The organism is Microcystis sp. LE19-131.1A (genome assembly GCF_027532015.1).
Classification (GTDB): Bacteria; Cyanobacteriota; Cyanobacteriia; order Cyanobacteriales; family Microcystaceae; genus Microcystis; species Microcystis ichthyoblabe_A.
Map to the genome: position 1 here is coordinate 1 of NZ_JAPZSS010000063.1, position 26,018 is coordinate 26,018.

The window sequence follows — 26,018 nt, forward strand, 5'->3', positions numbered from 1 at the left end:
CCCCCCTTAATCCCCCCTTGATAAGGGGGGTGCCGATCCCCCCTTAATCCCCCCTTGATAAGGGGGGTGCCGATCCCCCCTTAATCCCCCCTTGATAAGGGGGGTGCCGATCCCCCCTTAATCCCCCCTTGATAAGGGGGGGAACTGACGAATTAACACCTAACCACTTATAAACCCCAGAGACAGTAATCAGGACCAAGAAAAACTGTTTTGGCAAACCCTAGCTAGGGACTTAAATTTGCACCTGTCTGAGATGACGACGGGGATCGGTGGTACGCTGAGATTTAATTTTCTCGTATAATTCCCGTTCGATCGCCGTTAATTCTTTGGGAGTATCGATGACAATTTTGACTAATTGATCGCCGCGTTGTCCTTTATTATCGATCCAACCTTTGCCGCGTAAGCGCAGGGATTGACCGGAACGAATACCGGCGGGAATTTTTACCGTCACCATGCCATCGGGGGTAGGAACTTCAATCGCTGTGCCTAAAACTGCCTCATCGGGAGTAATCGGCACTTCACAGGTTAAATTATCGCCTTCAAAAGTAAAGAAAGGATGGGGTTCTAATTCCACATCGAGAAATAGATCTCCCCGTTGTTTACTCAAGGGATCGATTAGTCCTTTACCCCGTACCCGGAGACGATTACCGGTTTTGGTTCCTGGGGGGATTTTGATATCGATCATTTCTCCGGCTAAATTAACCCGTTTTTGTACTCCTCGTAAAGCTTCCCCAAAACTCAGACGCAGTTTAGCGGTGGAGACACCAGAAGTGACGGATTGCGGTGGAGTACGAGCGCCGGCAAAGTCGTTAAAATTGCTAAAATCGCCAAATCCTCTCCCCGGAGTCCCGTAGGAATGGGAACTGGGGCGAGTACCGCCGGAGCGCCCCATGCGACCGAGCAGTTCATTGATAAAATCATCAAAGGTGCTGTACTGGCTAAAGTCAAAACCGTCGGAACCAAAGTCAACCCCCCCATTACCACCTGGCCAATTCGATCGCTCGGCCTGTTGCCAATATTGTCCAAATTGATCGTATTTTTGGCGTTTTTCGCTATCGGAGAGGACTTCGTAAGCTTCGCTAATTTCTTTAAAACGTTCTTCGGCGCTTTTATTGTTAGGATTGCGATCGGGGTGATATTTGACAGCTAATTTGCGAAAAGCTTTTTTAATTTCTTCAGCGCTGGCAGTTTTACCTACTCCCAGAACGGCATAATAATCTTTATAATCTGCGGCAGGCATCGATACGCTATCTCCTTAGCAATGGGGATTCAGTCGGGATACTCCTAATCTAACTTAATTTTATCGTTGTCAGGCTTGAATCAGTGATCAGTGATCGGTGAACAGTAACCAGTAACCGGTGATCAGTGAAAATAAAGTGCCAAAGTTTTCACTTAACACTATCTACTTAAAACTCCAATCTAATAACTGATAACTGATAACTGATAACTGATCACTGAAAGGGAAATTGCCGACGACGACGATACCAAGTTCCCACACCTACTAACAGAGCAATGAGGGTAAAAGCCACCATTAGGGGCAGTATATCGCCTTTTCCCAAAGATTTTAAACCCGCACCCATCATGACAAAGGGTAAAATTCCGGGGACAGTGCCTAATAAAGTACCGATGAAATAATCGCGAAAACGGATAGAAGTTAATCCCGCAACAAAGTTAACGATACCGTAGGGAATAATCGGTAATAGACGGATAGCAAACATATACAATAGGCCGCCTTGCTGCATTTCTGCATCGATCGCTTGCCATTTTCCCTGAAATTTTTTGGCGGTATATTCCCGGCCAATAGTACGGGTAAAAGCAAAGGCAACTATAGCGGCCACCAAAGCGGCGATCGTTGTCCAAACTGTTCCCATAACTACCCCAAAGATCGCGCCACCACTGAGGTTTAAGGGGGTAGAAGGTAGGATTAAAATTGTCCCGATCGTATAGACAATAATATACAAAATGGGGGCCATAATTCCCATTTGTTTTAACCAGATCTGTAATTGTTGGGAGTCGATACCACCGATTAGATAAACTCCCATCGCTGTGGCGATAATACAAATTATGGTTAGGATAATAACACTACTTTTAGTTTTAGACATTTAACGGCAATTTTGGGCTAAGTGCGGGTTATAAAACATAAGATGCAATAGGGGTTTACATTTCCCTATTGCCAAAAATTCAGTTAATCTCCTCGAGAACCACGATCGAAAAACCATTGACTTTATAGCGATCGGCAATTACTGCTCCTTGCTCCACAGACCAACAATTATAATTGGTTTCTGCCCAAGCTGCCGTGTCAATAAGTCTTACCCAACGATAATTATTGCCTGGGGAGGGAAGACGAAAATCCACCGGCAGATGATACATATTAATTAACACCAAAAAATCGTGATCACCGACGGCACTACCATCAATTAAAAACCAAATAGAGCGAGCATGGGCAGTTAAATCGCTAACCCCATCGGGTTTTTTAAATAAATAGGTGACACTATTGCCCGCATTGAGAACCATATCGCCATAGCGGCGCTGTTTGAGTGCTATATGATTGTTTCTTAAGTGAGCAATATAAGCGGCAAAAATAAATAAAGGATTGCGTTCTTCTTGATTAGTTCCCGTGCCAAAATTATTGTGATAAGCTTCCCGATAACCGGTGGGCAGTAGATGGGGTGAACGGGTGGCAATCATATCATAATTATTCCAAGTGGCCAGACAATCAATATTGTAGGGATTATTATTACCATTTTGGCTGCGGCCAAATTCATCACCCCAGACAGTCATGGGAACACCGCGAGATAAAAATTGAATCGTCCAAAAGTTGCGTAATCTTTGGCGACGTAAGGCCTGATCACCCCCAGAATCCCAAGAATCGTTATTATTATTGCCGCCATCGGAAGGACCAAAAGGCCAGGGATTGAGGTTATTTTTATTGTTATAACTGACCAAATCCATCAGGGTAAAACCATCGTGGGCAACAATAAAACTGATCGATTTGTGTGGTCCGCCTTGGTCATGAAAATTGTGATAATCTCCGTTCACCTGTTCGATGAATTTAAAAGTATTACCATCTCCCTTGCAAAAACGCCGGATTGCATCGCGATAACGGCCATTCCACTCGCCCCAACCCGTTGGGAAATTACCTACTTCGTAACCCCAGATATCCCAAGCTTCGGCGATCATTTCGGCATCATATTTCTTGCCTAATTGCTCGATCTTTTCTAACAAAGGATGTTTAGGAAAGAATTGTTTTTGTTTGCCCCAATCTTCTCGTTCATGACTAGAAGGAGTTCGACCGAGGACGGGGGCCAGATCAAAACGAAAACCATCAACTCCCATGGTTTCTAACCAATAGATGAGGGAATCAAGAACCAGATTACAGGTGACAATATGGGAAAAGTTTAATTGATTTCCGCAGCCAGTGGCCCCATCAACTAGATAATGTTCGTCGGTGAGTTGATAGTATTCCACCACATCAAAACCACCAAAACTAACAAATCCGGTGACATCGTTGCTGCCCCAATTGCCCCCTTCTCCGGTGTGATTATAGACCACATCGAGATAAACTTCCATACCTTGGTCGTGGAAAGCTTTGACCATGGACTTAAACTCTCTGGTGGGTCCCCCGGGGGAGCGATCATAAGCATAACGGCGATCGGGAGCGAAATAACCAAAGGTCATGTAACCCCAATAGTTACCGCCGGGGCGATCGTCGGGGTTATTATCGTTAGCGGTTTCCTGGACCGGTAAGAGTTCGATCGTGGTAAATCCCAGCGCTTTCAGATATTTGGCCATATAGCCGGCCCCCGCATAAGTTCCTCTGTACTGGTCGGGAACGTTGGCCACTTCCTCAAAACCCGTAATTCCCTTGAGAATATCTTCCAAACGACTAGCGGAGGGGTGATGACTTAAACCGCGCACATGGGCCTCGTAAATGATCGCTTTTTCGGACCCCAGACGGGGACGAGTACCGGTAGAAGTCCCATCCGGCGCGATCACAATGCCTTTGGGCGACCATTTACCCGTATCATATTGCCGCCGGATCACTCCTTTGTAGTCCCCTTCTCCCGTGGCATAGATTCCAGCATTTTCTCCGGCCGCGATCATGGCCGGGGTTTCAAGGTCGTGGGAAAGTTCTCGCGCGTAGGGATCGAAGAGGACTTTATTGGGGTTAAAGCGATGGCCGAAATCGTCCACATCTGCCTGAAAACCGGCGTTACTGTGACCTCTTTGCCATTTTTGATCAAATTGCCAATTGGAACCCCAACAGCGAAAAGCATAGTAACTGCCGTGGGGAATACCGGCGATTTTTGCCCGCCATATATCATCATTTGGGTTTTTTGTCAACCAGTAATCATACTTAGCGTTTTCTCCCGTCGGGCGATCGTAGATTTCCAGAAGAATCTGACTGGCATTTTTAGAATAGACGGCAAAGGTGACGCTATCGCCCCGATAATGCGCTCCGAGGGGATAGGTGGCATCGGCCCAAAGATGGCTATCTAGGGGGGCATAATTACCAGATTGGGGATGATTTTGACCGATCTCACTCTCCGATTTCATAAGTTTAATAAATCTCAGATTATGACTGTCTAAAGTATAGATTTAGTATGCTCTTGAATGTAAATTTTTATGACGAAATTCAACGTTTCTGGGCTTAATCCATTGACTTAGTTACTCAAATGGTTGAGGATGGGGGGGCTGACATAGGCATAACTTTTAGCTGCAGAACTTAAGCATCTCATAAAGTTGCTCCTCCCGACAATCCTCTATCTAATTATGAGAATCAGACAAGCTGGAATCCAAAAGGCAAACAAGTCAAGGTTTATACGCAATTTTCTGCCGGTGCAACCCTTGGCGATCAAGACTTGGCTAATTACTATGAAACGACAGAGCCAGGACTCAATCTTTCCAGCCAATTATAGAATAGTTTAGACATTGTTCCCCAATATTGAGGGGTCACTGACTAACAATTTATCTGATACTCTAACCCTATCTGATCAGGATTTAGATACAATGGATGCTCAACTATCTTAGTTTTTTAGTCTTGATTAACTCAGCGATCACCATCGGAAAATCTGAACCGGGAAATAAATACCATGAAATTAGAAGACATCATTCAACAAAACCTCGTTAAACCCATTGATTCCTTAGCAGGAGACTCGGAACTTTGCCGAGAAGTTCAGACCCGTTTGCAAGTTTTCGGATTACTTGCTGCTCATGGTGTTGATGGCATTTATGGACCCCAAACAAAACAAGCCTTTGAGCAATTCAAACAAAAAATCAAAGAAGGCGAATTGGATACCTTGGGAGCATCTTCGGCGAAATTTTTACTAGAACTTAAAGAATTACCAGGGGGTAATAATTTAATCTCCAAAGCTCAAGCCGAATCTATCTATGGTAATGTCATTAGCGATGGACAATTAGCAGATCTCAATTCTTGCTTAAATCGCTTTGAAATTAACACTCACCCCCGAATGTGTCATTTCTTAAGCCAAACTGCCCATGAAAGTGGAGGCTTGAAATGGATGAAAGAACTCGGTAGCGGTGAGGAGTATAACGGACGGAAAGACCTAGGAAATATTTATCCAGGAGATGGTCCCAAATATAAGGGAGCAGGCGTTATTCAACTAACGGGACGCAGTAACTATCAAGCTTTTGCGAATTATATTCATGATCCGAAAGTGATGGATGGAGTTGACTATGTTAGTACCACCTATCCTTTTACCAGTGGCGGTTTTTGGTGGCATAACAATAACATGAATGCTCTTTGTGATCGCGGTGCAACAGTGGAAGAAATCACCCGACGAGTCAATGGTGGTCTTAACGGACTAGCTGATCGTCAAGCTTACTACGAAAAAGCGATCAAAGTTTTTCCTGTTTAACTATAAATACCTTTCTGGTGCTAATTTTGGCTCTTCGGTTTGTGCTATGCAATGGACGGGGTTATAAGAGATGAAATCCTTATAGAGAAAGACATTGCTGCGATTTTTATCAATTGTTTTTGCTCTAGAACAAACTAATCAATAGAACTCTTGCTAGATAAGGATTTAAAGGATTTAGTCGATTTATGTCACCCGATCAAACCAGACCAAGTAACGAAGAACCAAAATAGCTCTACCGAACCTAGTATGCTAAACTGATGCTTGAAAAAGGGGACGGGGAAAAGGGTTGAGATTTTGGCAACAATTAAAGAATGATTATTGGGGTTTATTTAATCCATGAGTCAGATAACAAATGATCGGATTTACGAGACAGATTTCTATCAATGGACAATCGAACAAGCTCAAGCTTTAAGAGAGCAAAATTTCCAGGAATTGGACTGGGAAAACATCATTGAGGAGATCGAAGCCTTGGGACGCAGTGATTACAGTGCGGTTGCTAGTCTGTTGATGAGAGAGATTGAACATCGTTTAAAAATAGACTATGCTAACCGACCTGAGTGTGATCGCCACTGGCGCTCAGAAATGGTAGCTTTTAGGAAGAATATTAAACGACGGTTAAGTCCTTCAATGAAACCCAAACTCCAAAAAGATTTTTCTGAAATCTATCAGGATGCTGTGGAAATTGTCCTAGCTAAATATGACCTAAATCTGCCAACTACTTGTCCCTACAACCTTGAGGATTTACTTCCTTAACTACCTAGCTTATAGCAAATCTGGCTTTAAAAAGAGGGTATTGTTAGGAGTTAGAAGTTAATAGTTAAGAGTGAAGAATGTGGGGGTATAACTCCTCACTCTTCACTCCTCACCCCCTTACGAAACTAGATTTTATCAAGCGGATTTGGTAGTTGATTTTTGGTCTCGGCCACTTCTGTCCTTTAGTCACATCTTTCTTAACATTTCAAACCTTTGTAGCCCAGGACTTTAAAGACTCGTTTAACAATCTGTAATATTCCTTGTTGACACCCTTAATGACAAAGAAAAAACTGCAATCAAATCAGGATAAGGGTTGGAGTGCTTACTGCAAAAATTGTTAAGAAAGATCCCTATAAGGGATAGCTTCCTAACCCCATTCCTAGCAATTTTTCAGGAGGTAATTACACTGTCGAGAGCGTTTCCGGAGGGGGGACTTGGTTTCAAGGTACTATAACCATCAATGGAACTCAATGGAACTATACCGGAGAACTCGGTCAACCTGTGAGTTTTCCCCTCAGCTTTTGGACAGGATACTACGGCACGACTACTTTCACCCCCCCCGGCAGTAGTCAATCTTCTCAAGGACAAGCTTTGATTCTTCAACCCGATGGTTCTGGAGGATTTACAGTAACTGTAGGAGGAGAAACGATTCAGAATTGGACTTATAACTGCGCTCTCAATCAATTAACTTGGACCACTACTAATAATTCAACAGCAGGAAATCTGACTTTTCTTCAAGTACAACCTAGTGGTTCATCAACCTATAACGGACCCGGTTTTACCGGAACTTATACCGATGGGGGGACAACCTACACCTACAATGGAATTCTTTCCACTCCTAAATCTTTGAACCAATGGGTAGGAAGTTATGGGGTAACGGTTCTCTCTCCAAGTTCCAGTAATGACGATAGTGATGATGTTTTGGGTCCAGAATTAAATCTCTACCTCAGTAACAATTCTCCCCAAGTTCAGATCAACTTTGGCAATAATCAGATCGCTACGATTCCTCCATCGGCGATCGATTCTTTCGATCAAGCAACCAATACCTTAACTTGGACAAGTTCCAGTGGAATTAACACATCTGGACAGATTCAATTTGGCCAACAAACTGCCGCAACGTCCAGTAGTAGTTATATCGGTAATTATTTTAGTGGAACTTTAACCTTATCTACCTCAGTCGGTAGCTTGAACGCCGGAGGTTACTCCTATAGTGGTCAAATTGGCGAGCCGCCTCCCTCCTCCACTTCCCCTGCTAAACAACCTTTTATCACATGGAAGCAAATTGAGCAGGGTATTGCCATGGGATTTTTCACTGGAATAGGTATGAAGGTTTTTGAGGGTCTTTTTACTCTTTTCATAGAGCTACCGGCTAAATGGCTTTATAGCAAAATCAGTTCTTTAGTCACTAAAAAGTCAATGAATGAGGAAAATGCTCCCTCTGGGGAGGATAGTTTGAATGCTGAGGAACAACCGGAAATTGAACAAAAAAGTAGCTCAAGTGGAGGTTCAGGTGGAGGTGAATCCGAACAAGGGGGAACAGAATCAGGTTCAGGAAACGATGACGATGAGGACGACGACTCAGACAGCGATGAGGGCGGCGACACTACCACTACCACTAACACTACCACTACCACTAGCACTACCACAGAAGGTTCACCGAAGCCCCTCGTAATCAACGAGCAATCCCCTAACACTTCTCAGAGTGGAAGTGGTACACAATTCGAAGAACCTACAAATACAGGGGGGGGAAGCTCAAATGCTGGTCCCCCTAGTGACAATGAGATAGCTCAGGCGGGTGAAGATACTGAGCAAACTAGCGGTGATGACGATGATGATGACGATGAGGATGAGGACAGTGATATGAAAGAACTTCCATTTTATGGCGGGGGGGAGGATTTCTAAGGGCTAAACCCTTTCACTAATCGCAATAGATGGGCGAAAGAAAGTTTTTTCGCCCATTGGCAAAATTAACGAAATTGAATCACTAAAAAGGTCAAATGGTTACTTTTAAAAATAGTTATGATCCCCCTAAACAAGTTTATGGTTATGCACCAGTACCACCAGATACCGGTGAAATTGTTTACACCTTTTATCTCGTCAATTATTTCCCCAGTAACAATGGTTATAATATGTCCTATGACTTTAGTGGTGTTCTAGAAGCCATTGGCAAAGATTATCAATGGATTCAAGGGGCACAATCGGGAGTCGTTACACCGGGGTTATATAATGTAGCCAGCTTTTATTTAACCAATGGATCTGGCAATCAAACCATACAAAAGGGCAGTGTTCCTTTAATAACCATTGCCGGAACAACAATAGATTTTTGGTTTTGGTCGGGGGGTTCTACTCCCTATATTAATCTACTCACTCCTTCAGGATTTACCGAACCGACTAATAGTTCAACTGATAATGTGATTGCCTGTAGTGCCTATACAGTTAGCCTTAACGGCGGTGAGAATAGTCCAACAACTAACAATATTTTTATCAGTTTAAATCCGGATCCTTTATGGAATTGGATCGGCTATTATGGAACCACAACTTACTCCGAATGGAGCCAACCCCCCGTTCTCACAATTCAAGGCAATAATACCGGTTCATTAGAGGTTATTTTTGAGAATATTGTTATTAATAATTGGTCTTTTGATGCCTCAAATAATCAACTCACTTGGACAACGTCCGGTGGTAATGGATCCGCCGCTTCTCTAACTTTTTCCGTAGTCACTGCTAATAGTCCTAATGCCTATTCTGGTCTAAGTTTTACAGGGACTTTACAAACCGATCCTAATGGAAGCGGTGGCTTTAGTCAATCTGGCACATTTTCCGGGCAAATTGCCGAAACTTCTACGGATCAATCAGCCCAAAGTTTTCTACAATTTCTCTTAGAAAATTCATCCATTGCTCAACAGTTTAACACTGAATTAGAAACCCTTGCCACCAATGCTCAAACCCAACAACAAAACGGCGCAACTAGCACCGAAATTATTAACACCGCTAACCAAAATTTAACCAGTTGGTTTCAACAACAGGGCTATGATACCACTCCCCAAGCCCTTTATCAAGCCTTACTCCAATTTGGCTATACCGATCTGCTTTTCTGGTTAGGAGTTTATGGATTAACTGAAGTTGTTCCCCAAGGAAATATTACTCAAAATACTGCCCCTGTACTGGCTATTGTTCTTGATTCCAATAATCAAGCTATTCCTCAATTATGTGGTGTCACGCTAGAAAACTACACCTTTAATAATGGTGTTTTAAGTTGGCCAATGACCGGAGGAAATACCACCGCCGGACAAGTTCAATTCTATTATACTTCTCCGATTTCTCTGAGTTCTACCCAACCCACCGGCTATACAGGTCCTTGGTTTCAAGGTACAATAACCGTTTCCTATCAAGGAGAAACCCAAACGTTAACCTATTATGGAGAAATTGGCAATCCTGTTAGTTTCCCCCTCAAAAATTGGACAGGTTTCTATGGTGTTACTTCCTATTCTCCTTGGGCGCAACCCCCCTCTTTAACCATTCAATGTGATCCATCCGGCACATTACAGATTCTTCTCGATGGCGTAGTTATTAATAATTGGTCTTACAATGCTGTCTACAATCAACTGACTTGGACTTCTAACGGTGGTAATAATTCTGCTGCTACTTTAACCTTTGATCAAGCTACGGCAAATAGTCAAAATAGCTACTCAGGACCGACTTTTACCGGGAAATTACAAACCAATCTCAATAGTAGTGGTAGCTTCACTCAGTCGGGAACTTTTGCCGGAGAATTATCTCAACCACAGGATCTATCTGAGTGGATCGGTTCTTATGGGGTGACAGTTTTAACGCCTTCATCTTCTAGTTCTAACTCTAATTCTAATCCGATTATGGGACCAGAGTTAGACGTTTCTATGAGCGGTAATACCCCTCAAGTCTCTCTCAATTTTGGTAATAATAATACAACCACCACTATTCCCACAAGTAATTTTAATCAGGCGACAAATACCCTAACTTGGACCGGTTCTATGCCGATTAATACATCCGGAACTGTTCAATTTGGAACTCAAACCGCCCCAACTTCTAGCAGTAGCTACATCGGGAATTATTTTGATGGAACTCTCACCTTAAACGAAAAGGTAACATTTTTTCAAGCAGGAACTTATTCCTTCTCTGGACAAATGGGAGAATTTTATTATGCTAATTCAACTATTCCCACAACTTGGCAAGTTATTCTCGGAGATATTAAGAAAGTTACTGTATTAATTATCCGAATGTATCTTCAAAATAAAGCAATGGAAGTAGGTGAAGCCTTTACCGAATGGGTATTTGAGGTCATTTCGGAGATTTTCTCCTCAGAGGAAACCGCAGTAACCGCATTAGCCTCAGAAGGAATTGAAGTGGCGGATATAACCGATTATGCGACTGGGATTTTTACTAATGTTGGCACTCCCATTAATTTCTCTAAACCGCCAGAACTGATTGAACCCTCCGACCCTGGAACAACAAACGCCGGTGATGCTGGTGATGCTGCCGATGCTGCTGCCGATGCCGCCGATGTTGACGCCGATGCTGCCGGATTAGCTGTGGACGCTGATGCTGCCGTTGATGTTGGTGCTGATGTTGCCCTCGATGCCGGTGCTGATGTTGCCCTCGATTGTTTGTGGCTTTTATTTCTGTAGGCTACCAAAATCTCAAATAATTCCCTAAACAAGGCCGTAATCTTTACTGTTTTCGATCAGGCGATCGCTCTTATTTATCTCCTAATTGAAAATGCGATCGCCTTCATAGCAACCAAGTTTATTTTTTAAGTTTATCTTTTTAAAAATGGCATCTACAACATAATGAGCAAGAACATTACCAAAATTCTCGATCTTTTTATTACTGTACTCATCAGTTTTTCGCTATTCGTTAATACAGCGATCGCCTGTAGTGATGTGATGATCTCAGGTAATGGCTATACAGCCGTTGCTCGTAATCAACAGCACGAAGAAAACAGTTCGTCTGTTCCTGTTTCCTCCTCTTAAAGTGTTAGAGTACTCCCCAGAAAAAATGATCCAAAATCTGAGATAATCAAAATGTATCAACAAAATTGAATTAGTCGCCAGAAGGCATACGGAGGAGAGATAGCCTTTTCAGGCGTTGCTAATTTGAGATATGAATCTTCTCTTGTGGGATTTTTAAACCCTAGACCCAAACTAACTTTTGGATGGGTGCAAAGTTGTCATTCATACCTTGATTCAGCAACGCCCCTTTTCATTCTATTAATCAATCTAAAAAGTCCCCAAAAAATATGATAACTTCCACTCCAGTCAAAAAAAATGACGATATTAACGCCTTAAATGCGGATATTCGGGAAGTTTTATTAGAGGTTTTGCCGATAATTTCTCCTGAATTACAACTAGAAATCGCTAACTTAGTTCAACAGATTCATCATCTGAATTATTTGATTTATAAAAAAAGTAATAGCTGGAAAATTGGTTGGTTTATTTTTAACAATGATCCAACTAAATTTATTTTGTTATTAGAGGAAATTAAATATATATTGCTCATGGCAAAAACCAATAAAGTCGGGGTTGATGCTATTCGAGGATTCAGAATTAATCTAGAAAAGGAAATTAATAATAGTCGCTATTTTTTGTGGGGACATATTCTAAATGGATTTAGTTCTATCTATGCTACAAGATCAGTTCCATTCAAAATATTTTTAGGTTTATCTATTACAACTTTTTTATCTATTATTGCCCTGAAATTTTCTGCTCAAGAAATTTACAGATTTGATGATAATTTACACCAGAAATCCTCTCAAAAGGAGGCAATTATTTCAAAACCATTACCTCAAGCAAACTCCCCAGTACCCATTCCTTCTAGTAGTTATTCAGAACAGTTAAAATCATCGAGTGATACGATAAATCCTAATCGGCATATATTTTATGGTTTAGTTTATGCGGCAACAGCAGGAGTGTTGGGAAGTGTTGCGAGTATTTTACTCAGAATTATCGACTTTACAGACAAAAAATATGACGACCCCCTCATTCCTTTTTTTATTGGTTTGTTTAGACCCTTAATTGGTCTAATTTTCGGTATTTTTATCTTTAGTTTAATTAGCTCAGATACGTTGATTAAAATTGATTTTATGATTACCCAGGATCAAAATTCTTCTAGTTTAATAACAAACAAAGCCCGTCAGGATTTATTTATCTTTTCCTGTGCTTTTTTAGTGGGATTTAGTGAAAGATTTGCCTCAGATTTAGTTAAAAAAACTGAATCTGGATTAATTGAAAAAGAAAAATAATTTTCTTGGCTAAATTATACGGACTTTTGCGGATTCAAGACATACAATAACAGCAGTGGGCAAAATAATTGCGGAGATCAAGAAAGTAACCGTTCGCATCCGTTCATCGCTGTCTGAGTTGCCTTTTTTCTTCTTGAGCATCCACCAGAGAATGGGTATAGCTACCCCTTCATGGACAATGCCGACTGTGAGGATGTTGTAGTGATGACTACCAAATGACCAATTGGTGCGGTCAATACTCAATACCCAGGGTTGAGAGATATGGAGCCACTGGACTACAATGGGAGCTATTTGAGAGTAATACCATTTCTCTAAATGAAAACTACACATCGAATTTAAATCCCCCTTTAAGTTCCCCTTTTTAAGGGGGATTTAGGGGGATTAAACTTCTGTAGTCAGACTTTGGAGAATTGGTATAATCTCTCTCGAAGTCCCCAAACAAGCGTTGTCATCGTTTGTAATGGGACTCTACCAATACCCGACCTTCAAAACCTAGAGCTAATTCCTTGAGGTTGACGGTTTTTACTTTCAACAGAGCCAGTAAGAAGAGAGCGAGGAAAGAGAGTCTTGCTCCGTGCCATCCCTTGAGGAGGTTTGAGAGCTTGTTTCAATGCGTTATATTGGTTCCTAGGGGTTTCAAGATTAGTGCTATTTTTGATAAAACCCTACTCCCGCCTACTTTTCCAGCTTTTTGTCCTGTACTTAGGAGAATTTACATAATTTTCCTCTCTAAAGCCAGAATTGACAATCATCTTCTAATAAACTAGGACAAATTCCTTGTAAGCGTCGATAAGCAATAGCATCCGCTCCATACAAAGGGATAGGTAAACGGGGTTCTTTGAGAGAACCATAGTGAAGTAAAGTTAATTTTAACGTAGTGTCAACTAACTGTTTTAAATTTACTTGATCTCCTAATTCATGAACTTTTAAGCGCAAGGGACGAGGAACACCTATTTGTTCAGACACTTGGGACGTTATCAGGATAACTTCCCGCTTTGATAAAGCAAAAGCTAATCCTTTTGAGGGAGCATTTATCTGTTTTTGCTCAAAATTATAAAGTCTAGGAATGCCAGTTTTATAACATTCTACGAGAATAAATTTAGCATTAATTGCTCTAGCTCTTGCTAGTAAATTCTCAATCTCCTTTCCTTGAAATTTACCATCTCTGTAAATGAGAACTGTCTGATTTTTTAGTTCAGCTTGCGGTAAACAATTTTCCAGAATACGTTGAGGAATTTCTTCTCCCTCGGTTAAACTATCTTCTACCCGACAGCGAACAAATTCTCCCTGTTTTCCATATAGTCGCACACTTGCACAAACATTGAGACTCCCCGGAAGATTTTTTTTAGGCATCCTTCCCACATCTAAACCAATAAAATAATCGGCAATTTCTAGAGGTTCAGCAAGGACATAGGGTAAATTTCCTAATTTGGCTAGGATTCCGGGGACAACTTGATTGAGAATATTCTTATAGTTGCTCTTATCATTTAAAGTTTTCTCATAAATCATTTGAGTTATAACTCCACGCTCCAAAAACTTTTTTTTAATCCACGAATATAAACTTCCTTCTTCAGTATTATCAGCATTGCGATCCTCTTGAGGAAGAAATACTAAAGCAATATCTACAGGAATTTCTCCTCCAATTAATTGATCAACTGCTTCTTCCAGTCTAGCTCTTTTTTCAAATCCTACACCTTCAACAGAGAAATTTATTTGATTCTCTGCTGGCAAAATGGTCTCAAATTTATAAAGTTCTAATCGCTTTTCTAATTGTTCTCTAAAATCTCCCACTTTCAAATTAGCTGGTTTCAGAATAGCTAAACGAATTTTACGAGCAGGATCTTCATATTCTCGATGACGTTGATATACACCCCCCTTCGATAATCCTTTGAGAGTTTCTCTTTTTTCTCCCCTTTCTTCCTTACCAAATAAGATAGGTGTTTGCTCAAGAGAAATGGAAGGAGTCCAAAATAATGCGGGGTATTCTTGGCTGTTAATACTTTTTTCTTTTAACTGAAACCCAAAGTTATTTAAAGTCTTTTGTGCCTCCTGCTTATACAATTTTAATCGTTCTTGTCGTTCAGCATAGAAGATTTTTGTTTCCTTTAATAACTCTCCGTAATTGACTTGAAATAAACTCTCATCCTTATCTGTCATACAGGGTTTTAAAGCTGCCAATGGATAAATATACTCCTTGGTATTTTTGCCAAATTGTACCGCCACCACTGGCTGCCCCAGATGAGCTTCTTCTAATTTTCTTCGACTAATTGAACCCGTAGCTCTTGTTAATAGTTCCTCTCTTTTTTCCCCAATTGTACCCGCTATTCTAATAATTTTAGCTGTCCCATTAGTTTCTATAGTTTTAACCTTTAAACCTACTAATAATTTAGCCGCATCTTGTCTATAGGGATGATTTTCATAAAACTGTTCTAAATCTCCACTATAGACAATACTACTTTCAAGAGTTAAACAAATAGCTGGATCGGTGTCATTGATGATTTCTGACCAAAAGTTAACTTCTCTCCTTACCTGTACTTGGTTTTCACTTATCTGACTATCTTTGGGAAAAACTATTGGATAGGAAAATTTACCAAATATTTTCAGAATTCTAACTGCTAATTGTGCTGTAACTAAAGCTGTTATCTGAAAGTCTTTTAGCCAATGAATAGAATAATAGTGATCGCCAATATCTTCTCGTAAAACCTCTTGAATATCTGATAAAGCTTCTTTCCACTGTTGTAAAGAAGGAATATATTTTTCATCTTTAGCTAATACCCAAAAACAATTATCTTCAAAAATAACCACCACAGCAGGAAACTTCCGACTGAATTGCCAACCAAAACGATTACCTATTTTTCTAGTAACTTGATGATTAAGCTTAAAACAATTTAAACAATTATTCTTGAGGGTTAAGGAACTAATTTCACTCAAAAATATTGGAGAGTTGGCTGTTTTAGTTTCTGTGTAATTCATGATCTAAACCTCCTTATTTGCATAATCACAAATCGATGTAAACGGACAATAACGACAGACATAGCCACTTTGAGGCGGAAAAATATGATAAAAATCTTTGGGGTGATCTTTATATTTTTGTAGTTGTTGCTGATGTTTTTTGGCCAGGGAAGCTAGTTCGATTTTAACTGCTTCTATTGCCTCAGAAGACAGGGATATTTTTTCTGAGCTTGTTTGGGTTTCTAAATTGTAAAAAGAAGCGACAATTTTTTTCTGAGGATAACGGTAACTAGCCGCCAGTAAATAAACATGAGCCTGACGACGATCAAAATTAGATTGACCAGTTTTCAAATCTAAAATATGTATAGTGTCATCAGCTTCTCTGAAAATACAATCAAAGGCAGCGGACAAATTAAACCGATATTTGCCTTGCTCGATAACAATAGGTTCTGGATAACCTTCATCGCCTCTAGATAAATTAATAATCTCTTGATTCAATAAAATTGGTTGTTGATAGTAATTGTTTAAAATTACTAAAACCCTAGCTTGAATTTCTGGCGATTCTTGATTTAATTGCAGGATTTTTGCCACTTGTTCCACCCCATGGGAACCTGATAATCTCACTGGCTCTTGATGAAACTCAAAAACTCCCCTTTGTGCCAACTTACCAATTTTTTGCGGTTGATTATCTTCTGATAATAATCTTTGGACTTCTGGTTCTTTGTTTCGCGCTTTTTCAAACCCCCGTTTTGTCTGACAATGCCAATTCTCATAGCCAATCGCTGGTTTTAGTGATCGCCAAAGACTATAGCTCATCGGAGGATACCAAGGCTTTTTGGGGGACTGGCAGGACAAGATTTTTTCCCTCGGTCAGGATAATGCTAGGATGACATTGACTAAAATAATCAACGCCAATGAACTAACTTTAGCCTATGTTGACTGAAATAGTCAACCCTTGATATAATTTTTTTGAGCGGTTGGGAGAAAAGCAGTGTCAGAAACATTTGGACAGGTTATCCGCAAAGCTCGTCGAGAGGAGGAATATAGTCAGAGAGAACTAGCTAAGTTGATTGGGGTGGACTATACCTATCTATCGAAGCTAGAAAATGATCATGCGGGTTATCCTCCTAGTCAGCAGGTTATTGAGTCCTTAGCGACTCATTTAAAATTAAATGCTCAAACTCTAGGAGAATTAGCAGGACGACTGAGTTCAGATGATCAAAAAGTCTTCAAAGAGTTAGTTCAAAAATACCAACAAATGCCAATTTTATTGCGTCGCATGAAAGACAATCCCAATTTTGCCCAAAAAATTATTTCTGAGGCGACAAAATTAGAACCAGAGGAGTAAATATCTTGGATATTATTAAACCCTATAGTTTTATTCCCAAAACAGTGATTGAAGCTCAGGCAGACAATATTCTCAAGAAAGTAAAAGCTAATCGTCGTCGTCCCTTAAGAAATTGCGATATTGCGGAAGCAGTGGCTGATTATTTTGATTTGGCTATTGAATGGACGGACATAAAGCCAGATCAAGAGGGAGAAATCGCCGCGATGATTATTCCCACAGAAAAGAAAATTATTCTCAATGAAGATGTAAAATTCTTAAGAGATTCTCACAATTCATCCCTAGCAAAAGAAGGTTTTAAAAATTCGAGTTTAGCCCATGAAATTGGTCATTTTGTCCTTCATATTAATCAAACAGCCGTCTCTAACTTTTTGGATCGAATCAATCAGGGAGATTCCCTAGAGACAATTCAACCTTTTCTATGTCGGACAGTTGATTCTAGCCAAAGAATTGAATGGCAAGCCCAATATTTTGCCAGTTGTTTACTAATGGCGATGAGTGAGTTAGAGAAAGCCATCAAGGGCCGTGACTTGACTAAATGGGGACATCTGTATGCGATCGCCGACGAGTTGGGAGTAACTATTACTAATCTTAGAAGTCGTTTAGAAAGTCTCCATTGGATCAAAGTCGATAAAAAAGTAATTTATCCCGGCAGTAATTTTCCCAAGAAATAGCTTCAATGTTCCGAGGAAGATTTTGCCCATCTCGATCGACTTATTTACTCATAATTTCGGCGGTTTGTGAGTTAGGAATCGGTTCAAAGTTGTGGTCGTCAGCCAGATATTCCGGATAGGTGGAGAATTGGGGTAGTATTTCTAGGGTAAAAGCTTCGGCCGCTTTTGAGCGATAACGATTCGGGTTAATAATTACCGACAAAGTGCGACGTACCTCCACATCTTTAATTCTGGTAGCGTGGATCACGCCCATTTGTAGTTCTTTTTCGATCGCTGTCACCGAGACAAAAGCCGCCCCTAAACCGGATTGTACGGCATTTTTAATCGCCTCGATCGAGTTCAGTTCCATCTCCACTTTTAAGCGTTTGGTATCGATCTCGCAACGAGTTAAGACCTTATCAATGACTTTGCGAATCGTCGATTGGGAATCGAGGGTGATAAATTTTAGTCGATATAAATCCTCTTTTTGAATCATTTCTACCTTAGACAGAGGATGAAAAATAGGCAGGACTAAAGCCAGTTCATCGTCTGCGTAGGGGATAATCCGCAGGGTTTCTTGTAATTCGGCGGGAACTTCTCCCCCGATAATGGCTAAATCCACTTGACCGTTAAAAACACCCCAAGAGGTGCGACGGGTGGAATGAACTTGTAGCTGTACGGATACTTCTGGGTATTTTTGCCGAAACAGTCCGATCATGCGGGGAAGAAGATAAGTCCCCGTGGTTTGGGAAGCACCGATGATTAGGGTTCCCCCTTGCAGATTTTGTAGATCTTCGATCGCCCGACAGGTTTCTTGACAGAGAGTGATAATTTTTTCGCCGTAGTTTAAGAGTAGGTGTCCCGCTTCTGTTAATTGAGCTTTCCGACCGCCTCGGTCAAATAACGGCACATTTAGCTGTTTTTCGAGGTTTTGTACCTGAAGACTGACCGCCGGCTGGGATACATACAGGGTATCTGCCGCCCGTTTAAAGCTTCCCTCAGCAGCGATCGCTTTGAGAATTCTCAGTTGGTCTAGGGTGAAAGGAATGTCGGTCATAGAAAGCCTCAAAAACATCGACAGGAGAAGGGGATGACAACAGCGACAAATCTTAAGTCAGTGCAGATAAATACACTGAATTGACAGTACCACACCACGGGGATCAATACTTCAGCTAGTTCGATGATCGCTTATTTTAGTCCTCAGCCCTGAATCAGTAATCAGTTACCAGTTATCAGATGCGAGTTATCAGTGAACTGATAACTGAAAAAGGCTGCCTCAGCAATTATCGGGTTGACTTTTACATACTACTTAATCGTTAGGCAGTAAGCATAAATAAGTTTTACACTTAATCCTGTTTCACCTTTTCTCAAAAGGGTAGAAGGAGTTTTATCTGTAAAGTTTATTTATTCTCAATGCCTAAATAGTCGTTGGCTGCAAAACCTGCGAGTAACATTCTCCTAACCAGGCTGTTTTTTCTTCGTTTTTGAGCTTTGGTCAAACCTGGTTGAGAGCTACCTGAGATAATCCCACCACCAGACTGCTCCCATCACTTGACTAAGCTTTTGAGATGAGAGTTCTTGCCTAATTAATTTTTGAGAGTTCAAAAATGAGAAAAATAGGCGTAAAATTGCATAAAATCCCTAAACAGAGCATTTAATTGATTAATTCTCATTCTTAATTCTCCTGAATACTGACTACTGGCTCCTCACCTAAGGGAAGATTTTTGATTTTTACAAGAGGTCTATTATAGTACAGGCTTTGATCGGAGGTAAACAAGGCGGTCGGGGGATCCCCACCAGTGCGCTTGCTCAGGGTGGGGAATTCCCGTGCCATATTTTCGTTAAGGTCTTTATCTCGGCTGACCTCATTTCAAATTCTCTATAGCATTTCCTACTTTTCGCCATTTACCTCTATAGTTAAGTATTTTTTAATATTTACTTTTGTGAGGATTGGTCAGGTTTTATTAAGTAATGCTGCGGATGCAGGGAAACGCCGAGAATTTGTGATACCCACACCTCAAAATCGTGGATTGGATAAGCTGCCCCCCCCGTCAAGGGATTTACCATTGGTTTCACCAGAATGGTAAACATTCCCAGACGATTTCCCGCTAAAACATCGGTAAACAAGCGATCGCCAACCATAGCAATTTGTTGGGGGGGGAGTCCCATGGCTGCCATCGCTTGCCGGAGTTTGCGTCGAGAGGGTTTCACCGCACCGAGAAGGTAGGGAAGTTGTAAATTATCAGCGATCGCACCGATGCGATTTTCACTGAGATTATTGCTTACCAACCAAATCGGTAGATAAAGACGCAAGGAATCGACCCAACGCTGTAAATCGTCAGAAACCGTCGTTTCCTGAAGGGGAACAAGGGTATCGTCCACATCGAGAATCAATCCCTTAATCTGATGCTGACTCAAAATCTCCGGAGTGAGACCGAGAATCGTATCCCCTAAAATTAAATCGGGTTGTAGAATTTTTGCTCTAGTCATTAACTTCTCAAAAATAACTGGCAGCGAGTTGATCGAACTCAGCTTGATTAAAAAACCGTTGCCTTATTTAGTATAAATGACCGACTGCCCCTGAAAATCTTGCCTGGCCTATCTCTTCACTTGGCCGCTTGAATCACCTGTAAACTGCCACCAGCGTATAATTTTTGTTGACAATCACGAAAACCGATCGCCTGTAAAGATTGGATCAGGTCGCTATCGATAAACTGCCAAGCGGTATCGGTTTCAAATAATTGCAAAAATAGGGCTAAAGAAGGCCAAAAAAGCGGGTTAGTGGGTCGATGAAAATCCACGAGGGCAAAAATTCCCCCCGGTCTGAGAACTCGATACACTTCTTTAAGAATTTCCTCTAACTGCTCTGGTTCCATTTCGTGGAGAGCGGCGCTAGTATGCACAAAGGCGAATTCTCCGGCATTAAAGGGCATTTTTTCGGCTAATCCCTCCACATAATGCGCTTGCGGCACCGCTAAACTAGCTCGCTCCAGAGCCACAGGAGAGACATCTAAACCGGTACAGTGATCGGATAGGGGGACTAAATAACGGGTGGTTTGACCCGCACCACAACAGAGATCGAGGATAGGGTCATTTTTAGCGATTTTTAAGCCTTCTAGAGCCAATTGCCGAAAACGGGTCTCCCCACCCACTGCTAGGGCAGCCAGACGGGAGATACCATCGTAAAGCCATTGATATTGATAACTGAGGGGACGTAAAATTGTAGCCAAGATCAACCTCCAAAATTTGATTAAGTTCTCTGTAGCCTGTAATTTGTTTTAACGGTTCCACCGATATATTGTTAAACTTGGTAAAGAATCTGAAAATTTAAAAATTATCTGTTAACACTATGGGTCGCGTTGGCGTTTTATTATTAAATTTGGGTGGGCCGGAGCGGTTAGAGGATGTGCGTCCTTTTCTATTTAACCTTTTTTCTGACCCAGAGATCATCCGTTTACCGATCAAAGGATTACAAAAACCGTTAGCTTGGTTAATATCGACGCTAAGAGCGAGTAAATCCCAGGAAAATTACCGTCAGATTGGTGGTGGCTCCCCTTTACTCAAGATTACGGAAGCACAGGCCACGGCACTGCAACAACGTCTCGCGGAAATGGGCCGCGAGGTGAGCGTTTATATTGGGATGCGTTACTGGAATCCCTTCACCGAGGAAGCGATCGAGCGGATTAAACGAGACCATATCAAAAAATTGGTTATTCTCCCCCTTTATCCCCAATTTTCCATCAGCACCAGTGGTTCCAGTTTTCGTGTGCTGGAGGAAATGTGGCAGCAGGATCCCTATCTGCGTTTAACGGAATATACTCTCATCCCCTCTTGGTACGATCATCCCATTTATCTGAGTGCTATGGCCGATCTGATTGCGCGAGAATTAGAGCAGTGTGCTAATCCTGACCAAGTACATATCTTTTTTAGCGCCCATGGTGTCCCCCAAAGTTATGTGGAGGAAGCGGGAGATCCCTATCAAAGGGAAATTGAAGAATGTACTAGGGCGATCATGCGTACTCTAAACCGACCCAATCAGTACACTTTAGCCTATCAAAGTCGCGTCGGTCCGGTGGAATGGCTAAAACCCTATACTGAAGATGCTTTAAAAGAGTTGGGAGAGCAGGGAATTAAGAATTTATTGGTCGTGCCGATTAGCTTTGTCTCGGAACACATCGAAACCCTGCAAGAAATCGATATAGAGTACCGAGAAGTGGCGGAAGAAGCGGGAATTGAACATTTTCAGCGAGTACCGGCTCTTAACACTCACCCGATGTTTATCGAATCTCTCTCCCAGTTAGTGGTCAAATCCCTAGAGGAAAAACCCACCACTTTCGAGCAAATTACCCATCCGAAAGCGAATATGAAAATGTATCCCCAGGAACGTTGGGAATGGGGGATGACAACGGCAGCCGAGGTGTGGAATGGTCGATTAGCGATGATCGGTTTTCTGGCAATTATTATCGAATTAATTACCGGTCAAGGACCGTTACATTTTGTTGGTTTATTATAACCTCAAGCTTCGTTGCCATTGCTTTTGATGGTAACTACCAAAATAAGGTTGGGTTTAACTATATTTAACCCAACCTTTGGCGATTTTATCTTCTCTTAGGACATCATATTAGCAGAACGAACATTAACGTTAACTTCTAGCCTACCATTGCCGAGCATATCTAACCCAGTGACGCTAAACAGATTAGCTTTAATCCCCCTTTCCTGAAAATTAGCCTGTAATTCTTTGATGAGAACCTCTTCCACTTTCCCCTCATCATCTGCTAGAGCTTGGACGATTTTAGCAGCGAAAGAGCCAATTTTTGCGCTCAATATTTCTTCCACATTGGTAATCTCGATAATAACCATTGATTTTTCTTCTTAGTAGAGGACAAATAGCATAAGAACAGAATTTGTAAGAAAATAGAGCTGCTCTCATCTTAGGAATCAGTATAACCCGCACTGTTCCCCCCTAAACGTAAATAGGCTTCAATAAAGCTATCTAAATCCCCATTCATTACCCCAGTAACATCGGTGGTTTCCACATTACTACGGAGATCCTTAACCAATTGATAGGGATGAAAAACATAGTTACGGATTTGATTGCCCCAAGCGGCCTCCACCATATCGCCGCGAATTTCAGCGATCGCTTGAGCCTGTTGTTCCCGAGCAATAATTAACAATTTCGCCTTTAATAAAGCTAGGGCTTTTTCTTTATTTTGTAATTGCGATCGCTCTTGGGTACAACGTACAGCGATACCTGTGGGAAGATGAACTACACGCACGGCAGTTTCCACTTTATTAACATTTTGTCCACCTTTTCCCCCCGATCTAGTGGTGGTAATTTCTAAATCTTTATCGGGAATTTCTACCCTCACCGCATCATCGCCCAAAATTGGCATCACTTCCACCCCGGCGAAACTGGTTTGACGTTTACCATTAGCATTAAAAGGGGAAATTCTGACTAACCGATGGGTGCCTTTTTCTCCTTTTAGATAACCGTAAGCATAAGTTCCGGCAATCTCAATTGTCACCGATTTAATTCCCGCTTCATCTCCTTCTGATATTTCTGCTAAAGTGACTTTATAACCCTGTTTCTCGGCCCAGCGAGAATACATTCTCAGGAGCATTTCTGTCCAATCTTGGGCATCGGTTCCCCCGGCCCCCGCATTAATCGTTAAAACCGCTCCTTTTGCGTCGTATGGACCATTTAAAAGCTGTTGCAATTCCCAGCGATCGAGGTCATGCTGTAAATGAGTTAAATTGTCCGTTGCTTCTTCTAGTAAAGCTCGATCGGATTCTAATTCTAATAACTCGATAATTGCCTTAGTATCTTCTAATTGTTCACACCAACCCTGATAGGTTTCTAAAGAAGATTTACATTCATTTAGTTCTTGCAGGGTTTTTTGAGCAGTATCGGGATTATCCCAAAAAGTGGGGACGGCTGCCACCTGTTCTAAGTCTTTAATTTTAGCCCTTAAAGTGGGTAAGTCAAAGATAGTCCTGGGTTTTACCCAGGCGCGATCCTACTATCTCGATACCTTTTTTTAGTTCCGATATTTCCATGTTATCAGTTAAGTAAGTGGTTATAATTAAATAGACGATAGATTTTGCCTTTGATCTCCCCCGTCCCCCTTGATAAACGGGGGGCCGATCCCCCCTTAATCCCCCCTTAATAAGGGGGGCATCTAACAATTTTTAACGGCTAAAATGGTACGATCGATCCGCGCAGGGGAGCAAGACTTTGTAAAGCGTTTTCAGCCTTATCACGACTGCTAAAAGCGCCTATTTGCCAGACGGAACGACCTTTGTAGGAAGAGGGGAAAGCGTCGGGATAGAGAGAACGAACTTTGCTGCGATCGCTCTCGGTTTTGGCTTCAATTACTACTTTAAAACCTTGGCGGCCACTATTGCTCATATTACCACTACTGGGATTAGCAGCCGGTCGATTAAAAGTAATCACATCCGATAAACTTCTCTGATTGCCTAGGTTGCGCGGCGGCGGTGGTGGTACAATTGCATTAGTATTCTGGGAATTGGGAGGAGTTAGGGGGGGTAAATTAGGGGTAACTGGGGACGGTGGGGTTAAATTTGGCTCTGGTACTGGATTAGTGGCCACTGGCTGAGGATTGCTCTCTACTGCTGTTTCTGCAGCGGTAAAGGTATATTCTCGCACTTCGGGATTAGGGGAAGGATTAACCGGTGTTTCTGCTTTGACGGATTCTCTGGGGGGGGAATAACTATTACCCGCGAGTAATTCCGGGGGAGGATTGAAACTGGGACTATCGGCAGTTAGATAGATATGACTGAGATTTTGACCGGCTAGACTGCGTTTAGTAAAGCGCCAGCCATCGATGAGATAAATTTGGATTAAACCGGTCCCTAAACCTTTTGTCCGTCCAATAATTACCTCCGATTGCCTGGGATTGCGGGGAGTTCCCACGAGGACTAATTCCCCGTTGCGTTGTACGATACGCAGCAGGTATTCTAAACCGTAATCTTTGCCCTGAATGCGAAGGGAATAACCGTTACTGTCGGTGGCTCGTTCACAACTGCCGGTAAAATCGAAATCGAGGAGGAGAGGCTGAACAATGGTCGGTTCTCTGCCATTTACCGCCCAACATTGGCGTTTTCTGGGAATTTGTTGCAAAATCAGCAAATCGTATTTACCGTTACCGTAGGGACGGGCAATAGCGATAAAATCCTCTTGATTAACTTCTCGTTGTTCAAAGAGAGTTGCTTGACTGGGTGTCGTCAGGAGACAACCCCCCAGAAGTGAAAACAGTAGGGTAAATTTTAGGGATGATTTTAGATTCATAAATAGGGAGCCTTGTTATGGGGATCGTACTTGCATTTATTTTATCGATTTAGACGCAAGTCAGAGAATTTTGTTTTCCTAGGGGAAATAGTTTTATAATTCAGCCATCGGCCGTCAGCCTTCAGCCATCAGCTAGGAAAGGCAATCAGGCCAATTGAAAGGTCTTGGAGTCTGCTCAATTCTGCTGGATTTTTGCTAGGGATTTATTTTATCTCGGAGAATAAAGCTTCTAAGTCTTGACGACCGCTAACTATTCTTAAAATCTCTACTGTGTCATCAGTAACTCGATAGAAAATAATATATCCATCTAAAGGCAACCCTCTCAAGGACGATCTAATATGACTGTAACTACGTCCTCAATTGGGAAATTGTGCTAATTGTTGACACTTTTGGGAAAATTTTATCAATAGTTTTTCCCCAGCTTCCACGTTTACCGCTAAAAAATAATCAGCAATCTTGTTTAAATCTTGACTGGCTGATGGGGCAATAATATAACGATTCATGATTAGGATTGACGCTCTTTCTGAAATTTTTTTAAAATATTGTTGATAACTGTTTCGACCTCTAATCCTTCCCCATTGTCTAATTCAGCTACAGCAATATCAATTTGATGACCGGTTTCTTCTCGCCATTCTAAATAATCTTCATTGATGTTGGACAGCAAGTGTAAAGCGGTATCTATGAGCTGCTCTACATTATCAAATCTGCCACTTTTTAACTGTTCTTCGATAAATTTTTCTTGATTTGGTTTTAGTTGAATATTCATACTAATTTTTGTTAGTTCAAGGACTAAATTATAAGCATTCCATTTTATTATACTGCAAGGAGCAGACAGAATAGACTAAGATTA

Annotated in this window: 20 protein-coding genes and 3 pseudogenes; 9 read left to right on the forward strand and 14 right to left on the reverse strand. The window is 41.5% G+C overall.

The window, feature by feature from the left end; translation table 11 throughout:
• Window positions 1-232: 232 nt before the first annotated feature.
• The 3 genes from O9323_RS05470 to O9323_RS05480 form a co-directional block, all read right to left on the reverse strand.
• On the reverse strand, window positions 233-1,240 hold the full coding sequence (locus tag O9323_RS05470) for a DnaJ C-terminal domain-containing protein (protein ID WP_288124797.1): 1,008 nt from the start codon (window positions 1,238-1,240) through the stop codon (window positions 233-235).
• 211 nt (window positions 1,241-1,451) lie between these two features.
• Window positions 1,452-2,102: a TVP38/TMEM64 family protein gene (locus O9323_RS05475; protein WP_288124798.1), complete on the reverse strand. Its 651-nt coding sequence runs from the start codon at window positions 2,100-2,102 to the stop codon at window positions 1,452-1,454.
• Between the two features lie 79 nt (window positions 2,103-2,181).
• On the reverse strand, window positions 2,182-4,557 hold the full coding sequence (locus tag O9323_RS05480) for a glycogen debranching protein (protein WP_288124799.1): 2,376 nt from the start codon (window positions 4,555-4,557) through the stop codon (window positions 2,182-2,184).
• Window positions 4,558-5,093: 536 nt separating this feature from the next.
• Here O9323_RS05480 and O9323_RS05485 point away from each other — a divergent pair.
• The 6 genes and pseudogenes from O9323_RS05485 to O9323_RS05510 all read left to right on the forward strand — a co-directional run bounded on the left by O9323_RS05485 (window position 5,094) and on the right by O9323_RS05510 (window position 12,909).
• On the forward strand, window positions 5,094-5,879 hold the full coding sequence (locus O9323_RS05485; protein WP_149107977.1) for a chitinase: 786 nt from the start codon (window positions 5,094-5,096) through the stop codon (window positions 5,877-5,879).
• A gap of 336 nt (window positions 5,880-6,215) precedes the next feature.
• On the forward strand, window positions 6,216-6,632 hold the full coding sequence (locus tag O9323_RS05490; protein WP_002756089.1) for a DUF29 domain-containing protein: 417 nt from the start codon (window positions 6,216-6,218) through the stop codon (window positions 6,630-6,632).
• 363 nt (window positions 6,633-6,995) lie between these two features.
• Window positions 6,996-8,534: pseudogene (locus tag O9323_RS05495) on the forward strand (hypothetical protein); the annotation flags it as partial.
• A gap of 95 nt (window positions 8,535-8,629) precedes the next feature.
• Window positions 8,630-11,296 (forward strand): hypothetical protein, encoded by a 2,667-nt coding sequence (locus O9323_RS05500; RefSeq protein WP_288124801.1) that lies wholly within the window; start codon window positions 8,630-8,632, stop codon window positions 11,294-11,296.
• A gap of 162 nt (window positions 11,297-11,458) precedes the next feature.
• Complete coding sequence (locus O9323_RS05505) at window positions 11,459-11,641, forward strand: hypothetical protein (RefSeq protein ID WP_002747805.1); 183 nt, start codon at window positions 11,459-11,461, stop codon at window positions 11,639-11,641.
• A 266-nt stretch (window positions 11,642-11,907) separates the two neighbouring features.
• A complete protein-coding gene (locus O9323_RS05510; protein ID WP_002756096.1) occupies window positions 11,908-12,909 on the forward strand; it encodes a hypothetical protein in 1,002 nt (333 codons plus the stop codon).
• 75 nt (window positions 12,910-12,984) lie between these two features.
• Here O9323_RS05510 and O9323_RS22840 read toward each other — a convergent pair.
• The 3 genes and pseudogenes from O9323_RS22840 to O9323_RS05530 all read right to left on the reverse strand — a co-directional run.
• Window positions 12,985-13,568, reverse strand: a pseudogene (locus tag O9323_RS22840) (hypothetical protein); the annotation flags it as partial.
• 70 nt (window positions 13,569-13,638) lie between these two features.
• On the reverse strand, window positions 13,639-15,882 hold the full coding sequence (locus O9323_RS05525) for a Piwi domain-containing protein (protein ID WP_002756101.1): 2,244 nt from the start codon (window positions 15,880-15,882) through the stop codon (window positions 13,639-13,641).
• 3 nt (window positions 15,883-15,885) lie between these two features.
• Complete coding sequence (locus O9323_RS05530; RefSeq protein ID WP_002756102.1) at window positions 15,886-16,677, reverse strand: PD-(D/E)XK nuclease family protein; 792 nt, start codon at window positions 16,675-16,677, stop codon at window positions 15,886-15,888.
• A 175-nt stretch (window positions 16,678-16,852) separates the two neighbouring features.
• Here O9323_RS05530 and O9323_RS05535 point away from each other — a divergent pair, with 175 nt between their 5' ends.
• Together O9323_RS05535 and O9323_RS05540 are read left to right on the forward strand one after the other, a co-directional pair.
• The gene (locus O9323_RS05535; RefSeq protein ID WP_002738811.1) at window positions 16,853-17,209 is read left to right on the forward strand and encodes a helix-turn-helix domain-containing protein; all 357 of its coding nucleotides are present in this window, start codon (window positions 16,853-16,855) and stop codon (window positions 17,207-17,209) included.
• Between the two features lie 5 nt (window positions 17,210-17,214).
• Window positions 17,215-17,880, forward strand: a complete 666-nt coding sequence (locus tag O9323_RS05540) for an ImmA/IrrE family metallo-endopeptidase (RefSeq protein ID WP_002756103.1) — start codon at window positions 17,215-17,217, stop codon at window positions 17,878-17,880.
• A 40-nt stretch (window positions 17,881-17,920) separates the two neighbouring features.
• Here the strand turns inward: O9323_RS05540 and O9323_RS05545 are convergent, their stop codons facing one another.
• From O9323_RS05545 to O9323_RS05555, 3 genes are all read right to left on the reverse strand, one after another.
• Window positions 17,921-18,916, reverse strand: coding sequence for a LysR family transcriptional regulator (locus O9323_RS05545; RefSeq protein ID WP_002747787.1), 996 nt, complete (start codon window positions 18,914-18,916; stop codon window positions 17,921-17,923).
• A gap of 878 nt (window positions 18,917-19,794) precedes the next feature.
• Window positions 19,795-20,349 (reverse strand): YqeG family HAD IIIA-type phosphatase, encoded by a 555-nt coding sequence (locus O9323_RS05550; RefSeq protein ID WP_002756104.1) that lies wholly within the window; start codon window positions 20,347-20,349, stop codon window positions 19,795-19,797.
• A 116-nt stretch (window positions 20,350-20,465) separates the two neighbouring features.
• The gene (locus O9323_RS05555; protein ID WP_149108106.1) at window positions 20,466-21,089 is read right to left on the reverse strand and encodes a class I SAM-dependent methyltransferase; all 624 of its coding nucleotides are present in this window, start codon (window positions 21,087-21,089) and stop codon (window positions 20,466-20,468) included.
• A gap of 119 nt (window positions 21,090-21,208) precedes the next feature.
• On the opposite strand from O9323_RS05555, the gene hemH reads away from it, so the two are divergent.
• Window positions 21,209-22,372, forward strand: a complete 1,164-nt coding sequence (hemH, locus tag O9323_RS05560) for a ferrochelatase (RefSeq protein ID WP_288124802.1) — start codon at window positions 21,209-21,211, stop codon at window positions 22,370-22,372.
• A 95-nt stretch (window positions 22,373-22,467) separates the two neighbouring features.
• On the opposite strand, the gene O9323_RS05565 is transcribed toward hemH, so the two are convergent.
• From O9323_RS05565 to O9323_RS05585, 5 genes and pseudogenes are all read right to left on the reverse strand, one after another.
• On the reverse strand, window positions 22,468-22,719 hold the full coding sequence (locus O9323_RS05565) for a DUF8653 family protein (protein WP_002739055.1): 252 nt from the start codon (window positions 22,717-22,719) through the stop codon (window positions 22,468-22,470).
• 71 nt (window positions 22,720-22,790) lie between these two features.
• Window positions 22,791-23,916, reverse strand: a protein-coding gene (prfB, locus tag O9323_RS05570) for a peptide chain release factor 2 (protein WP_193745196.1) whose coding sequence is annotated in 2 segments (ribosomal slippage) — window positions 22,791-23,843 and window positions 23,845-23,916 — 1,125 coding nt in all. Because the reading frame shifts where the segments join, the coding sequence is not laid out codon by codon here.
• A 139-nt stretch (window positions 23,917-24,055) separates the two neighbouring features.
• Window positions 24,056-25,168, reverse strand: coding sequence for a DUF3747 domain-containing protein (locus tag O9323_RS05575; protein WP_002756107.1), 1,113 nt, complete (start codon window positions 25,166-25,168; stop codon window positions 24,056-24,058).
• 203 nt (window positions 25,169-25,371) lie between these two features.
• Window positions 25,372-25,671 (reverse strand): annotated as a pseudogene (locus O9323_RS05580) (type II toxin-antitoxin system RelE/ParE family toxin).
• 2 nt (window positions 25,672-25,673) lie between these two features.
• Entirely contained in the window at window positions 25,674-25,934 is a 261-nt protein-coding gene (locus O9323_RS05585) for a ribbon-helix-helix domain-containing protein (protein WP_002739380.1), read from the reverse strand.
• Window positions 25,935-26,018: the final 84 nt, after the last annotated feature.

Excerpts from the sequence above, each read along its gene's own strand:
- O9323_RS05480 (WP_288124799.1), bottom strand. The coding sequence starts at position 4,557 with ATGAAATCGGAGAGTGAGATCGGTCAAAATCATCCCCAATCTGGTAAT.
- O9323_RS05485 (WP_149107977.1), top strand. The coding sequence starts at position 5,094 with ATGAAATTAGAAGACATCATTCAACAAAACCTCGTTAAACCCATTGAT.
- O9323_RS05575 (WP_002756107.1), bottom strand. The coding sequence starts at position 25,168 with ATGAATCTAAAATCATCCCTAAAATTTACCCTACTGTTTTCACTTCTG.
- O9323_RS05550 (WP_002756104.1), bottom strand. The coding sequence starts at position 20,349 with ATGACTAGAGCAAAAATTCTACAACCCGATTTAATTTTAGGGGATACG.
- O9323_RS05475 (WP_288124798.1), bottom strand. The coding sequence starts at position 2,102 with ATGTCTAAAACTAAAAGTAGTGTTATTATCCTAACCATAATTTGTATT.
- O9323_RS05490 (WP_002756089.1), top strand. The coding sequence starts at position 6,216 with ATGAGTCAGATAACAAATGATCGGATTTACGAGACAGATTTCTATCAA.
- O9323_RS05470 (WP_288124797.1), bottom strand. The coding sequence starts at position 1,240 with ATGCCTGCCGCAGATTATAAAGATTATTATGCCGTTCTGGGAGTAGGT.
- O9323_RS05585 (WP_002739380.1), bottom strand. The coding sequence starts at position 25,934 with ATGAATATTCAACTAAAACCAAATCAAGAAAAATTTATCGAAGAACAG.
- hemH (WP_288124802.1), top strand. The coding sequence starts at position 21,209 with ATGGGTCGCGTTGGCGTTTTATTATTAAATTTGGGTGGGCCGGAGCGG.
- O9323_RS05510 (WP_002756096.1), top strand. The coding sequence starts at position 11,908 with ATGATAACTTCCACTCCAGTCAAAAAAAATGACGATATTAACGCCTTA.
- O9323_RS05505 (WP_002747805.1), top strand. The coding sequence starts at position 11,459 with ATGAGCAAGAACATTACCAAAATTCTCGATCTTTTTATTACTGTACTC.
- O9323_RS05500 (WP_288124801.1), top strand. The coding sequence starts at position 8,630 with ATGGTTACTTTTAAAAATAGTTATGATCCCCCTAAACAAGTTTATGGT.
- O9323_RS05565 (WP_002739055.1), bottom strand. The coding sequence starts at position 22,719 with ATGGTTATTATCGAGATTACCAATGTGGAAGAAATATTGAGCGCAAAA.
- O9323_RS05525 (WP_002756101.1), bottom strand. The coding sequence starts at position 15,882 with ATGAATTACACAGAAACTAAAACAGCCAACTCTCCAATATTTTTGAGT.
- O9323_RS05545 (WP_002747787.1), bottom strand. The coding sequence starts at position 18,916 with ATGACCGACATTCCTTTCACCCTAGACCAACTGAGAATTCTCAAAGCG.
- O9323_RS05530 (WP_002756102.1), bottom strand. The coding sequence starts at position 16,677 with ATGAGCTATAGTCTTTGGCGATCACTAAAACCAGCGATTGGCTATGAG.